Genomic DNA, 13,476 nt, shown 5'->3' on the forward strand with positions numbered 1-13,476 from the left:
CGGTCCGTGATCTCGTAGCGTCTCATAAACTTTTATAACAGCAACAAGATCAAACCAAAATCATTCCCTATTTGTCAACGCGCCCTAATAAGAGCTATAAAATGCCCATTAAACGGTAGTATTTATTTTAGGTTGCCTTATTCTTGAGGTATTTTCTTAATATTTTAAATAAAAGCTAAAATCTAAGGCGAATTATATGAAGAGAAGTTTTGCACGGCTTTAATTGGTAAAGAGTTAACATAATCACCGCACATCAAACTGCAATTTCAGCAGGTTGGCATAGATGCCCTGGGGGTTGTGGGCTAGTTCCTCATGGGAGCCCTGTTCTACAATCTGTCCTTTGTCAATCACCAGGATCTTGTCTACTTTCCGGATGGTGGCCAGGCGGTGGGCGATGATGATGGTGGTGCGGTTCTTCATCAGTTCATCCATGGCTTCCTGCACCAGCATCTCAGACTCAGAGTCAAGGGAACTGGTGGCTTCGTCCAGAATGAGGATAGCGGGGTCTTTCAGGATGGCGCGGGCAATGGCGATGCGCTGGCGCTGACCACCGGATAATTTAATGCCGCGTTCACCTACTACCGTACCAAAAGCCTCGGGGAAAGATTGGATAAACTGCAGGGCATTGGCTTTTTGGGCGGCTAGGTGCACCTCTTCATCGGTGGCATCGGGTTTACCGTAGGCAATGTTTTCCCGGATGGTGCCCCCAAAGAGCAGAACTTCCTGCGGAACAATGCCCAGGTTGCTGCGAAGATCGTGGAGGTGAAACTGGTTGATATTCTGGTCATCGACGTAAATGCTGCCTTGCTCTATCTTGTAGAACTTCATGAGCAATTGCGCAATGGTAGATTTACCGGCGCCGCTGGAGCCTACCAAGGCAATTTTTTCGCCGGCTTTGATGTCAAAATGGATGTTCTGTAGGACGGGCAGGTCGGGGCGGGTAGGGTAGGAGAAGCCCACGTGGTCATAACGGACATCGCCTTTAAAGCGAAGGGTAGCCGGGGCGGGAAGGCCCAGGTCAGGTTGTTCTACTGGTTGGTCCAGAATCTCCAGAATGCGGTCAGAGGCACCAATGGATACCTGAATTTTCGCGTACAGATCACCCAAACCCGCCACTGAGGCGCCGATAAAGGTGGTGTACAAGATAAAAGAGGTCAGCTCGCCAAAGGTCAGCTCGCCACGTTGTACCAGGCTAGCCCCGTACCAGATCACCAGAATAATGCCGCCAAACAGCCCGATGATGATAAAGGAGATGAAGGTGCCACGGTAAAAAGAGGTGGTAATCGCCGTCTTCACAGATCGGCTTAACGCCTGTTTGTAGCGGTTGATCTCGAACAGCTCGTTGGTGAACGCTTTCACCACCTGAATGGCCTGGAGCGTTTCCTCCACAATCACGTTGGTGACCGCCAGCTCGTCCTGGGTTTTGCGCGACAGTTTTTTAAGCCGTTTTCCGAAAACCATGGCCAAAATGACCAGCACCGGAAACGTAGCCAGCATGAACAGGGAGAGCTTCACCGAGATGAACATGATGAACCCGATGCCCACCAGCAAAGTAGTCACCTGGCGGAACAATTCGGCCAGCGTAATGGAGAAGCCGTCCTGGATGTAACTTACGTCTGAGGTGATGCGGCTGGTGATTTCGCCCACGCGGCGCTGCTCAAAGAAGGTGAGCGGCAAGCCCATGAATTGCGTGTAAAGGCTTTTGCGGATGTCGGCGATGGCGTTTTCACTGACCTGGGCAAAGAAATAGACCCGGAAGAAGGAGAAAATTCCCTGCAAGGCAATCACGCCAAATAACAGCAGCGCGATGAGGTCAATGTCCTGGAAGAAAGCGGTAGGCTTGCCCACAGCCGCATCCAGGAGCATGCCGGTGACCGCCGGAAACGCCATGAACGTGAGGCTGGAGAACAACAGAAACCCCAAGCCAATGTAGAACTTGGTTTTATAAGGAAGAAGAAATCTGAATATCTGAAGGCCCCGCCGTAAACTCTCTTTGTTCAACTTGGGTTTGCCTTCTGTTTCAAGTCCGGCTGCCGCTCCCGGCCCGAATCCTCGTTTTGCCATGTACTATTTACTGGTTAAGTAAAAAACCGGGCCATTGGAAAATGACCACAGACTGCTGTTTGTGTGCTTCTTCCGGTTTTAGGCCTGTTTTTAAGAAAATAGGCCTAAAACCGGAAGCCATCCGCTGAAACAGGGAAAGCAACCCGCAAAGGTAGAGAATACGAACGACTTCCGCTGCCTCTAAAACAGGAAACCGCCGGCTGCCTACGTTGTTTTACGGGAAGATACCAGCCAAAGGCCCAGAAACATGAGCAGGCCGTTCAGCAGCAGCACCTCAAAGCCAAACTGGTAGCCCCAGAACCACTCCGCAGAGTTCGCGCTGATCACATACGTAAGCACCGGCGAGAGCACCCCCAGCACCGGAACCACGCGGTCCCGCACAGATCTATCCGTCACCAAACCGAAGGTGAACATGCCCAGCAAGGGACCATAAGTGTAACCCACCAGGGTGAAGAGCGTGGCGATGATGCTGGCATCATTGTACAGCCTGAAAAGCAGGATGACGCCCATGAGCAGCCCCGAGAAGCCCAAATGTACCCAGTTCTTGTAGCGGATGCGTTGGGCCTCCGGCCGATGCTGGAAGTTCAGAAAATCCACGCAGAAGGCGGTGGTCAAGGACGTGAGTGCGGAGTCTGCCGAGGCGTAGGTGATGGCCGTGATGCCCAGGATAAACGCCACCGCCGCCACTGCCGGGAAGTGCTGCAAGGCCAGCGCCGGAAACACATCGTCTCCTTTGGTGGGGAGCACAATGCCTTTCTCCGCGGCGTAGAGATAAAGGAGCGCGCCCAGGCACAAAAACAGCAGGTTCACCAGCAGCAGAATCACCGTAAACCAGAACATGTTTTTCTGCGCCTCGGGCAGGTTGCGGCAGCTCAGGTTCTTCTGCATCATGTCCTGGTCCAGCCCCGTCATGGCAATGGTGATGAACGCCCCGGCCACCAACTGCTTCAGCAGGAAATTGGGCGCTTTCACGTCACCTTCCCACACTTGGGCGTATTGGCTTCGGCTGATCGTGTCCACCATACCGGAAAAGGAGAGGTGCAGTTCCTCGGAGACCACCCAGATACTGATGCCCAGGCACAGGAGCATGGCCAGCGTTTGCAGGGTATCGGTCCAGATGATGGTTTTCATGCCGCCTCTGAACGTATAGACCCAGATGAACGCGATGGTGATGCCCACCGTGCCCGCAAACGGGATGCCCAGCGGCCCGAACACCGCCAGCTGCAACACGCCCGCCACCAGGTACAGCCGCAACGCCGCGCTCAAAGTGCGGGACAGCAGGAAAAAGGCACTGCCCGTCTTGTACGACCAAAATCCCAGTCGCTGCTCCAGGTACGTGTAAATGGAAACCAGATTCAGCCGGTAATAGAGCGGCAGCAACACCACCCCAATGACCAGATACCCCAGCGCGTAGCCCAGCACCATCTGCAGGTACGTGAACCCCGTTTTCTCCACCATGCCCGGAATAGACACGAACGTGATGCCAGAGAGCGTAGTCCCGATCATCCCAAACGCCACCACGTACCACGGCGAAGCCCGGTTGGCCAGAAAGAAACCCGCCGTAGACTCGCCTTTTTTGCTCGTGACAAAAGAGACCAGCAGCAGCAGGAAAAAATAGGCGACAATAATGCCGAGGATGAGAAGAGGTGACATGGCAGGTTTTACGCCCGTTTTAGAGAAAGGCGCACAAAAGTACGGCAAAGGCCCGTAAATCAAGCCGCTTTGTTTTGAGCCTCTTTTCAGGAAAATCGCCTGGAAACCCAACTTGCTCCAAAGTGATAGAAAAGAACTCCCAGTTTCGGGCCTCTTTTCCGGAAAAGAGGCCTGAAACGGGGAGTCCAGCAGAATTGCTATCGGCGGAGCGGCTATTTAGGCATAGCTCTCGGTGACATCTACAAACTCGGTTCTTTTTCTGGAGATGGAGAATAGCCCCATAAACGTCAGGAAGCCGTTCAGAATCAACACCTCAAACCCGAATTCATAGCCCCAGAACCAATCTGCGGAATTCAGGCTGATGATGTACGTCAGGATGGGAGCCAGCACGCAGACCAGCGGAACCAGATTGTCGCGCACGGGACGGTTCGTGAACACCCCGAAGGAATACAGCCCCAGGAGCGGTCCGTAGGTGTAACCCGCCACCTTGAACACGGCTTGTACCACGCTCTCATCGTTCACAATCTTGAAGATAACGATCACCACCGCCATGATCACGGAGAAAGCCAGGTGGGTCCAGTTCTTCAGCCGGACGCGTTGCGCCTCGGGTTTGTTTTTGAAGTCCAGGAAATCCACGCAGAAAGAGGTGGTGAGCGCCGTCAGCGCCGAGTCAGCGGAGGCATACGTAATAGCGGTGATCCCCAGAATAAACACAATGCCCATAAACGGAGAGAAATAATTCAAGGCCAGGAACGGGAACACGTTATCGCCTTTCGCGGGCAGGTCAATGCCCTTGGATTGAGCAAACAGGTACAGCAAGGCACCCAGGCTCAGGAACAGGATGTTCACAAACAGGATGATCACGGTGAAGGAGAACATGTTTTTCTGTGCCTCCTTCAGGTTTTTGCAGCTCAGGTTTTTCTGCATCATGTCCTGGTCCAGGCCCACCATCACAATGGAGATGAAGAAACCAGACAAGAACTGCTTGAAGAAGTAACGTGGATCTTTCACGTCCCAGAAGAACAGCTGAGAGTACTTGCTTTCGCTGATGGTGTCCACCATGCCATTGAAAGAGAGGTTCAGGTCCTGTGAGATGGTGATGATGCTGATGCCCACGCACAAAAGCATGGCCAGCGTCTGGAAAGTATCGGTCCAGATGATGGTTTTCATGCCGCCCCGGAACGTGTACACCCAGATCAGCCCGATGGTGATGATCACGGTCACCTCAAAAGGCACGCCCAATCCATCAAAAACGGCGAGTTGGAGAACGCCCGTCACCAGGTACAGGCGCAAGGCCGCGCCCAGGGTTCTGGAAAGCAGGAAGAAACCCGCCCCTGTTTTATACGACCAATAGCCAAACCGCTGCTCCAGGTAGGTGTAAATGGACACTAGATTGAGGCGGTAATACAGGGGCATCAGGACCAAAGCCACCACAAAATACCCCAGCATGTTGCCCAAAATCAACTGCAAGTACGAGAACTGCGCCTTCTCCACCATGCCCGGCACCGAGATAAACGTCACGCCCGAAAGCGAGGTCCCGATCATCCCGAACGCCACCACGTACCACGGCGATGCCCGGTTGGCCAGAAAGAAGCTTTCCGTTGATTCGCCTTTTTTACTGGTCAGAAACGAGATGAGGATTAGAATACAGAAGTAAGCGGTAATAATGCCCAGGATAAGCGTTGACGACATGCGCAGAAAGGTGGGGTTTTGTGGTTCTTGTTGTTAGCTAGGAAAGCAAATATAGAAGAAAACGATACTAGATGTAAGCAGCAGCGCATGATTACACCTTCTTTTGATGAATTTAATAAAAAAGATAGGTAAAAAAAGAAGCCTTGCTAACAAAAGGTAGCAAGGCTTTTTAATAAATTTTAAAAATTGTTCATCATTTTAGAACCCCCAGGGAGAGTTAAACCCAGCCCCCGGATACCCGCCATACCCGTAGTTTTGAGGGCCGTTGCTGTACCGTACCCCTCCCGATACTGTCACGTTAGGCGCCACCTGGTACTGGGCCTGAAACTGAAAGCCCTGGTTCGGCAGACGACCGTAGGTAAATGGATTGTAGTTCATCCGATTGCTTACCGATGGATTCAGGTCTTTCCAGACGCTGCCGCTGAGCAAGAGCTTTTCGCTCATGGCGTAGGAACCGCCCACGTGCAGCAGGTACTGCCGGTCTGGGGCAGCGGACATCACCGTAGAAGTGCCCTCGCGGGAAGTGGTTCTGAACGTAGGTCCGCCCCAGGTCTGCAACATGGTCAAACTGCTGAACACGCTGAACCGGGGACTCAGCTGGTACTGCACCCGCGGCTCCACGTAAGAAACCGATCCGAAATTACTGAATCCCGCGCCCGCGTTGAGGCCGTAGCTCACCCGGGGCACAAAACGAGCCGGTGCCTGGAGGCTGTCCAGGGAAGAGGAGGTGCCCGTTAGTTCCTGCGCCTGGCCGGGCTGAACGCCTGCTGCCCACACCAGCAGGACGAAGAGAATATGTATAAACCGTTTGTTTGACATCTCAATGAAAGGAAAATGCGCCGCTGGAAGATGGATTACCTATGCCTCTTCCAGTAATGCAACTAAGATAAAGGTATTTCCTCTCTTTAACGCAGGAACACCGGTCAATAGTTTACTTCTTTCCGTTTCGGGCCTGATTTTCAGAAATGAGGCCCGAAACGGTGGTTTGTCCAATCATTGAATTTTACCCTTTGCTTTTCTTGCTCAGCCACGCTTCCCGGCGGGCTTTCGCGTCTTTGGCCACGGGTTGGTTCAGTTTCTCCAGCAGCACCAGTTCCAGTTGCGGATTCTGGGCCAGGGTGAGCGGCACGGTTTTCTTAGTGCCCTGCTGCACAACTTCCAGTTGCACCTGGTCGCCGGGTTTGTGTTGGGTCAACAGGCTATCCAGCGTTTTCTGGCTGGACAGTTTCTGCCCGTTGAGCGTCAGGAGGACATCGTCACGATCCAGGCCGGCTTTGTAGAGCGGGCTGTTGGCGAAAGTGCCTTGGGCAATGGTGGCTTGGTCGTTCTGGAACTTAAGGCCTTCCCAGCCCAGTACCGCGTTTTTGGATGATTGCAGCGCCAAACCCATCTGGCGGGCTAAACTCTCATAGGGCAGGGCTTCTTTCCCGTAGATGTGCCGCTTAAAGAAATCCTGCGCGAACGCGGCATCTTTGGTCAGGTCAGCCAGGGCTTTTTCTAACTCCGGCAGGGTGTAGGGTTTCTCGGGTTTGCCGTGGCGCTGCCAGAGCAGGCGCATGTAGTCATCCAGGGTCAGGTTCTTGAATTTGGTGCGCAGGGTGAAGTCCAGCCCAATGGCGATGGCGTTGCCGTAGGTGTAGTAGGAGATATAGGTGTTGGTGCGGTTGGTAGCGTCTACCGAGCGAGAGGCATCTACAAACGGAGCCTGCTGGCTCATCTCCACCGGCGAGAAATAATCTTTCCCCGGCGAGACCGTCACCGCCAGAATAGGGTACCCAACACTCTTCAGGTAATCGGCTTGGGGAGTTACCCCGGCTCGGGCCATCAGCAGGGTGCCGTAGTAGCTGGTAAAGCCTTCGGCGAGCCACAGTTCCCCGCTCATGTTGGCATCCGCGAAATTGAACGGCTCCAGGCTTTTCGGGCGGATGCGCTCCACGTTCCAGGCGTGGAAAAACTCGTGGGACAGCGTGCCGAGGTTCGGGTTCATGCCGGTTTCCAGCGGACGCGAACTGGTGATGACGGTGGAGTTGCGGTGCTCCATGCCATCGCCGGGCGTACCCGGCAGATAGCAGGCAATGAACGTATATTCGCCGTAGTCAAAGGTGGGGAGCTCGCCAAAGACAGCCTGCGCCTCGGCCACAATGCGTTTGGCCCGCTGGGTGTATTCGTCTAGCTGCTGCTCGGTGCCCTGGTGGTGCAACCCGATTCTGATTTTCTGGGTGCGTCCTTTTTCCTGCACGTTCCACTCGCGCCATTTCAGGTCGGCCAGCTCGGTGGGGCTGTCCATGAGGTACTGGAAATCGGGGGCCGAGAAAGTAAGCGGCGCGGTTTCGCGTTTCAGCTGCGTGGCTGCGGTCCAGTTCTTGCCGGCCGGCGGCGTGAAGGAGACCTGCACGGGGGCTTTCTCCAGGCCGTTGGCGTACATGAAGGTGGCGGGCGCGTTCAGATGCGCGTGGCTGAGGTTCACCCCGGCGTAGGTGCCATCGGGGTGGTCGGCGAACAGGGTGTATTTCACCGTCACGGTTCCGTCATGCCCCGAGACATTCCACTGGTGCAGGTTCGGCCGATTGACGGCCAGGGTGCGGCCCTGCCCGTCGGTGGCTTGCACGTTGTACACGTTTTTGGCGAACTCATGCAGGGCATAGCGCCCGGGCGAGGAGCGCGCCATTCTGACTTCCAGCACCGGGGCGGTCACGCCTTTGAACGTGGCGGTGACGGTGGCCTCGCGGTGGGCGGCATTTTCAAAGGAAACCTGGTACGCGACGCTCTGTTGCGCCCGTAGGGGAGAAGCAAACGCCATGGCCGCGAGGGCGAGGGCGGTGAAGAGGGTTTTCTTCATGGAAAAGGATGTTTCAACCCCCAAGGTACACAGGAAAGCTTAGAACTTCCACCCCCGGCTCAATAAGTTGTGATTGGTCAGAAGACAGCCTTTTGCAGCACCTGCGCCCGGATGAATTTCCGGAAGTAAAAGGCCTCCCGGTGTGTTTTAAAGCCGATTTTCTGAAACAAGGCCTCAAACGGCGGCAACTCACGGGCCGAGAGATTGCTGACCACGCCGAAAAAGCGGTACATGCCCCAGAGGAGCAGCTTTTGCCAGACGGGCTGGCTCTCTGGAGCGGAGGCGTGGAAATCGGTGTGGAGCCAGAGCCCGCCGGGCAGCAGCGCCTGCGAAAGCCGTTGCATCATGGCGTAAGCCTCCGCCGCTGGGAACAGGTCCAGCACGAAAGGGGTAAGTACCACGTGAAACGTTTCCTGCGGGGTGAGGTCGAGCTCGGTGCCCAGCCTGAACTCCACCTGGGCGGTGGAAGAGGTGTTTCGGAACCGGTTTTGCGCCTGTTGCAGCATGTTGCGGGCGGGTTCCAGATACAGGACATGCACGGGCGCGCTTTGGCGAAGAAGTTCCGTTAGAATCCAGCCGCTGCCGCCGCCTAATACCAGCACCCGGGCACCTGCCGGAATCAAGGAAAGAAAGTGGGCCTGGGCCCGTTTTTGCGCATCGCCGTACACCAGCTGCGCCAGTGCATCATACACCGGCGCAATACAATTGAAATCTGGGACCGAAGGTGAAGACATGCGCGTATCTGCCGTTTTGGGGCTGTTTTTCCAAAAGTAGCAGAAAAACGCATCTACAGTCCAGAAAAGCAAGGCGTCTGCCCACGGGTTGTGAATGGGGACAGGTGTTTTGCAGCCGTTTTTCTGAAACTACCTCAAAAAGCCTTTCCCCTGATAGCAGCCTACACCGCTACACCAATTCCCTGGCGTTTACACGTGCTGGAAGTGGCGGTCTAGGGTGTCATTGAGTTTCTGGAAGATGAAATCCTCGGTCTGCTGCCGCATTTTCTGGGCATCGCCTTTGAAGACTTGGCGGTATTCCTCCACTTTGTCTTTGAACAGGATGGAGATAAAGGTGCTGCCGATGGGTTTCTCCGCGGTTTCAGAAGCGCCCTGCCCAAAGAGACCGGTCACGGCTACGCAGACATCGGCTTTGAGCAGTTTCTGGAGGCCCTGCACCATTTCGTTGGTGGTCTGTTGGCTTTCGGCGGTGTAGAGTTTGAGGGTCTCGGGCTTCACGCCCAGTACTTTGGTCTTGGCTAGCTCGCTGTAGGTGACCATGCTGCCCAAGAACACGTCGGTGGTGCCGGTGGCTTCGCTCACGGCGGCGGCCAGGCTGCCGGCGGTGCAGCTTTCGGCGAAAGCCAGGGAGAGGTTCTTGTCCTTCAGTTTGAGAATAAGTTGGGTTAATTCTTCTGCTTTCATACGGTCTGGTCTCAGGCTATGAAACATCATACTGCATTAAGCGGCCGGGGTTGCCCCAACGCCGTGCCCAACACGGGCCCAGCCAGATACGTACTTTAATGAATTGTGCTGTTTAAGGGCCCTTTTACCGGAATAAGACTAAAACGGCGGGCTCCGGGAGGTGACACTATGAAAAAAAGATTTCGGAAATTTGTGGCGACCACCGCTTTGTTCACGGTGGAGCTGATTGTGACGTGGACGGTGTTTATTCTGTGTCTGGTGGTGTTTTTCTGGCTGGCCAAGGAAGTGCTGCCGGGCAAGGAGCTGAAGTTTGACAGCCGCGCCTTCGCCTGGGCCGATGAGCGGGCCAATCCTACGCTCACCGAGTTTATCAAAGGCATCACGTTTCTGGCCTCGCGTAACTTCATCTCGGGTGCGGGTCTCATGCTCATCGGGTATTTCCTGTTCGTGAAAAAACACAAGTGGTACTCGGTGAAGGTACCGGTCATTGCGGTAGGCAGTATCACCCTGAACCTCATCTTGAAATACCTGTTCAACCGGCCCCGGCCGCTGGTGCCGCACCTGGTAGACTCCTACGGGCTCAGTTTCCCCAGCGGGCACGCCATGATCAGCGCCTCTTTCTATGGTCTGCTCATTTACCTGGTCTGGAAGAGCGTGGAGGAAACCCCCTGGCGCATTCTCCTGATCACGCTGCTCTCGCTCCTGATTCTGTTCATTGGCTTCAGCCGGGTGTACCTGCATGTGCACTACGCCACCGATGTGCTGGCCGGGCTGGCGGCGGGGTTGGGCTGGGTGATTCTGGCGCTCTTTGTGCTCAACCGCATGGAGAAATTCTCCAAACGCAACCTGAACCCGGTGGTGAAAGGCGAGGCCCCGCTGATTGAGTAAAAAATAAGTGCCTGATTGTGTGTAGGAAGGAAAAAACGACGTAAAATTTTACGCAAAAAGTTGGCGGAGCTATTGCAGTTAAAGAAAAAGTAGGTAGTTTTGTGCACCCTAAAGCAATGAAGGGGCATTGATGCGCAGGTGGCGAAATTGGTAGACGCACTGTCTTCAGGCGGCAGCGCCCTCGGGTGTGGGAGTTCGAATCTCCCCCTGCGCACAAACTCTTAAAAGCGGTACAACTCACAAAGTTGTACCGCTTTTTTGTTTAGCGCGCGAAAGCGGAAGTGAATAGACCATTATAATGGATTGAGGAAAAACATTCCACTCCTCGTGATGAGTTTAGATTCACTTTAGGTACGCAAGGGATATTTAGAAACCAGTAGCAGACCGGCATCTAAGGCATCCTGATTTCCACTCTGTATAAAACAAAAGGGCTCTTGCTATTGCTAAAAAGGCGGGGTATCCTATCCAGCCCTCGGTGAAGCCTTTGAGAAGGGTATTGGTCCGATTCTCTAAGGCACTCTCATTCTCTTTACTTGCGGTCAAACTAGCTTCTCAAGTTCAGTTCTATCTTCTTCTACAAGGGTTTTCTGAAATCAGGCTATAAACGGATATCCGTCTCCTTTAGCATCAGGCCAAAATTCAGTGCTGGTACTATTTTCTTGCTAGCTGACCGGTTGATGGCCAGCTACTTCAGCGGAAGCGCACTTGTGCCCATCATGAAACAGCAGCGATTTTTTAACGAGTGTTTAGGGGCATTCACCGGCAAATAGGGGTATTTCATCGGCTGAAGATTTTAAATTTCCGCAAGGGAGCTTACATTTATGAAAAATCTTGATATGATTATATTCGAAAATTGGTTAATCACGATCAGCTATGAGCCAGCGGAGGATATTATGTATGCCAAACTCCCTAGTGTAGAGGAGTATGGCGCGAAGGAGCTGAGGCGAGCCCTGGATATAGTAGCTGATCAGGTGAGTACACATGCCACCAAGAATCTGATCCTGGATTCCAGTGATGTGTCCGTGGTGAAAATGGAGGACAGGGTGTACCGGCCCACGGTGCAGGACTTCATCATCAAGCTTACGTCTACCCAATTGCTGCGATTTGCCCGGGTGAACAATTCCATTCAGAACCTGCAGGCGCGGGCGGTGTCTACGGTGGCAGAAATTTTTCAGGGAAAAGAATCGACAATTGAGTTCAGGGCGTTCAACGACAAAGGAGACGCTTTTGAATGGCTCCGGACCCCGATGGCCCCGCAACCAGGTTCGTGAGAACTTCTACGGTTAGTTCTCAGGTGAAGGCTGATACGCGTCAGAAAGAGTTCGGGCTTCTTGATCGTCTGAGTAGGGCAGAGGAGAAACCTGTCTGGAAGAGAAACGCTATTGCTGGCTTATAAAAGGAAAAGAGCCGGAAGTCCATGACCTCGGCTCCCTCATCTCAAGAAAGTCTCGGTTTCAAGTAGTTCCCCAATTGACCGGACTAGAGACAGACAATACAAATGTAGATACAAGTAAACCGCAAAGCATCAGGGAAAATACTGGAATCGTGGTTCGGGGAGTACTGAATTAGCGGGCTTTTGAGGCGCGGTTTATCTAGGTCACCGTTCTTTTCCTTTTTGTTCTTGGCGAATAGCATCTTAAACGTTAGACAATCAGTAACATCTGTCATCGGTCTCGTCTTCCTGTTTTCAGTTGCGTCAGTTTCTTCCAACACCTCCGTATGCTATCCTTCGCTTGAATTGAAGGTGAGAGGCTGCGCTTCCGGGTGCTTGTTTTGGGCCGACTTTCTGAAAAAGAGCCCTAAAACTCATTGGCTCAATAACTGCGGTAAGCTGATGTAGGCCAGGTACTCATCAAAGGTTGGTTTCTCAGTGATCGCGCTGATTTTCTCGTTGCGGTGCCGGGCCGGCGAGAAGTAGACCTCGGCAAAGAAGTTGGGTGTCCAGTACAACTGCACCTCAAACTCGCCTTCGGTGCGGCTGGTCAGATAGCGGCCGTGCGTCATCAGGTAGTCGGCGCGGCCGGCAAAGTCTAAGTAGATAAACCCGAGGAGGTGTAACATAGTGCATATACGAAGTGCGCCTTGGCCCTGGATTTTCCTTCCCCGTTCTTTCTGATGAAAAGCTGCATGTATCTGTTTTAGGGCTCACTTGCGTAAAAGCTTTGAACCAACCAAGACAGCCTATGGAGGAGAAAGTGGGAGAAAGCGGCAAAAAAGCGGGCGCGGTGCTCACCGTCATCAGCCTGCAGGTGCTCATTGCCTGGGTGGTGTTTGTGGGATCAGCGTTCCTGTTTTTCTGGATGGCTACCGTGGTGTTCATAGAGCAGGAAAAAGCGCTGGACCAGGCCGCCTTCGCGTTCGCGGGAGATCTCACCGACCCCGAGACCACCGATGCCATGTACTTCATCACCTTCTTCGGGTCCAAGAATTTCCTTATTTTCGGGTCGCTGGGGTTGGCCGCTTTATTCCTGATTTTCAAAAAATGGCGATTTTACTCGCTCAAGATCATCGCCATCTCGGCCACTACCACGCTCTTCAACCAAAGCATGAAATTCTTCTTTGACCGGCCCCGGCCCGAGAGCGCTTTCATGCACGTGAACGGCAACAGCTTTCCCAGCGGGCACGCCATGATTGGCGGGGCGTTTTGGGGCCTGATTGTGTACCTGGTCTGGACCAACGTACGGAACGTCTGGCTGCGGTGGACGCTGAGTATTCTGCTGGCTGTCTGGATTCTGCTCATCGGCTTTAGCCGCGTGTACCTCAACGTGCATTACGCCTCTGATGTGCTGGCTGGCTGGGCCGCCGGAGTCTTTTGGCTCATCATCGCCATTTTCCTGCTGAACAAACTCCAGCAACGGCTGGGCCGGAAGGTGGAAAAACAGGTGGAGGGCTGAGCCAAAAACCGGGATGTAAAATGGGAAA

11 protein-coding genes and 1 tRNA gene are annotated in these 13,476 nt (G+C 53.7%); 4 read left to right on the top strand and 8 right to left on the bottom strand.

Annotated features, from left to right (window positions below):
• Window positions 1-243 precede the first annotated feature (243 nt).
• The 7 genes from H7U12_RS01685 to H7U12_RS01715 all read right to left on the bottom strand — a co-directional run bounded on the left by H7U12_RS01685 (window position 244) and on the right by H7U12_RS01715 (window position 9,666).
• On the bottom strand, window positions 244-2,064 hold the full coding sequence (locus H7U12_RS01685; RefSeq protein WP_186631900.1) for an ABC transporter ATP-binding protein: 1,821 nt from the start codon (window positions 2,062-2,064) through the stop codon (window positions 244-246).
• 204 nt (window positions 2,065-2,268) lie between these two features.
• Complete coding sequence (locus H7U12_RS01690) at window positions 2,269-3,717, bottom strand: sodium:solute symporter (RefSeq protein ID WP_186631903.1); 1,449 nt, start codon at window positions 3,715-3,717, stop codon at window positions 2,269-2,271.
• Window positions 3,718-3,933: 216 nt separating this feature from the next.
• On the bottom strand, window positions 3,934-5,409 hold the full coding sequence (locus H7U12_RS01695; protein ID WP_186631906.1) for a sodium:solute symporter: 1,476 nt from the start codon (window positions 5,407-5,409) through the stop codon (window positions 3,934-3,936).
• A 198-nt stretch (window positions 5,410-5,607) separates the two neighbouring features.
• Entirely contained in the window at window positions 5,608-6,228 is a 621-nt protein-coding gene (locus tag H7U12_RS01700) for a hypothetical protein (RefSeq protein WP_186631909.1), read from the bottom strand.
• Between the two features lie 184 nt (window positions 6,229-6,412).
• Entirely contained in the window at window positions 6,413-8,248 is a 1,836-nt protein-coding gene (locus tag H7U12_RS01705) for a M61 family metallopeptidase (RefSeq protein WP_186631913.1), read from the bottom strand.
• Window positions 8,249-8,325: 77 nt separating this feature from the next.
• Complete coding sequence (locus tag H7U12_RS01710) at window positions 8,326-8,982, bottom strand: class I SAM-dependent methyltransferase (RefSeq protein WP_186631916.1); 657 nt, start codon at window positions 8,980-8,982, stop codon at window positions 8,326-8,328.
• Window positions 8,983-9,171: 189 nt separating this feature from the next.
• Complete coding sequence (locus H7U12_RS01715) at window positions 9,172-9,666, bottom strand: CinA family protein (RefSeq protein ID WP_186631919.1); 495 nt, start codon at window positions 9,664-9,666, stop codon at window positions 9,172-9,174.
• A gap of 168 nt (window positions 9,667-9,834) precedes the next feature.
• Here H7U12_RS01715 and H7U12_RS01720 point away from each other — a divergent pair, with 168 nt between their 5' ends.
• The 3 genes from H7U12_RS01720 to H7U12_RS01730 all read left to right on the top strand — a co-directional run bounded on the left by H7U12_RS01720 (window position 9,835) and on the right by H7U12_RS01730 (window position 11,825).
• Complete coding sequence (locus tag H7U12_RS01720; protein ID WP_186631922.1) at window positions 9,835-10,554, top strand: phosphatase PAP2 family protein; 720 nt, start codon at window positions 9,835-9,837, stop codon at window positions 10,552-10,554.
• Window positions 10,555-10,686: 132 nt separating this feature from the next.
• Window positions 10,687-10,768: transfer RNA gene (locus H7U12_RS01725), tRNA-Leu, on the top strand.
• 622 nt (window positions 10,769-11,390) lie between these two features.
• Entirely contained in the window at window positions 11,391-11,825 is a 435-nt protein-coding gene (locus tag H7U12_RS01730; protein ID WP_186631926.1) for a hypothetical protein, read from the top strand.
• Window positions 11,826-12,360: 535 nt separating this feature from the next.
• Here the strand turns inward: H7U12_RS01730 and H7U12_RS01735 are convergent.
• Window positions 12,361-12,615, bottom strand: a complete 255-nt coding sequence (locus tag H7U12_RS01735; protein WP_186631929.1) for a hypothetical protein — start codon at window positions 12,613-12,615, stop codon at window positions 12,361-12,363.
• A gap of 101 nt (window positions 12,616-12,716) precedes the next feature.
• Between H7U12_RS01735 and H7U12_RS01740 the strand changes: the two genes are divergently transcribed.
• The gene (locus H7U12_RS01740; RefSeq protein WP_206683849.1) at window positions 12,717-13,448 is read left to right on the top strand and encodes a phosphatase PAP2 family protein; all 732 of its coding nucleotides are present in this window, start codon (window positions 12,717-12,719) and stop codon (window positions 13,446-13,448) included.
• Window positions 13,449-13,476: the final 28 nt, after the last annotated feature.

It is taken from the genome of Rufibacter sediminis (genome assembly GCF_014269285.1).
GTDB classification, from domain to species: domain Bacteria; phylum Bacteroidota; class Bacteroidia; order Cytophagales; family Hymenobacteraceae; genus Nibribacter; species Nibribacter sediminis.

Excerpts from the sequence above, each read along its gene's own strand:
- H7U12_RS01685 (WP_186631900.1), bottom strand. The coding sequence starts at position 2,064 with ATGGCAAAACGAGGATTCGGGCCGGGAGCGGCAGCCGGACTTGAAACA.
- H7U12_RS01690 (WP_186631903.1), bottom strand. The coding sequence starts at position 3,717 with ATGTCACCTCTTCTCATCCTCGGCATTATTGTCGCCTATTTTTTCCTG.
- H7U12_RS01695 (WP_186631906.1), bottom strand. The coding sequence starts at position 5,409 with ATGTCGTCAACGCTTATCCTGGGCATTATTACCGCTTACTTCTGTATT.
- H7U12_RS01700 (WP_186631909.1), bottom strand. The coding sequence starts at position 6,228 with ATGTCAAACAAACGGTTTATACATATTCTCTTCGTCCTGCTGGTGTGG.
- H7U12_RS01705 (WP_186631913.1), bottom strand. The coding sequence starts at position 8,248 with ATGAAGAAAACCCTCTTCACCGCCCTCGCCCTCGCGGCCATGGCGTTT.
- H7U12_RS01710 (WP_186631916.1), bottom strand. The coding sequence starts at position 8,982 with ATGTCTTCACCTTCGGTCCCAGATTTCAATTGTATTGCGCCGGTGTAT.
- H7U12_RS01715 (WP_186631919.1), bottom strand. The coding sequence starts at position 9,666 with ATGAAAGCAGAAGAATTAACCCAACTTATTCTCAAACTGAAGGACAAG.
- H7U12_RS01720 (WP_186631922.1), top strand. The coding sequence starts at position 9,835 with ATGAAAAAAAGATTTCGGAAATTTGTGGCGACCACCGCTTTGTTCACG.
- H7U12_RS01730 (WP_186631926.1), top strand. The coding sequence starts at position 11,391 with ATGATTATATTCGAAAATTGGTTAATCACGATCAGCTATGAGCCAGCG.
- H7U12_RS01735 (WP_186631929.1), bottom strand. The coding sequence starts at position 12,615 with ATGTTACACCTCCTCGGGTTTATCTACTTAGACTTTGCCGGCCGCGCC.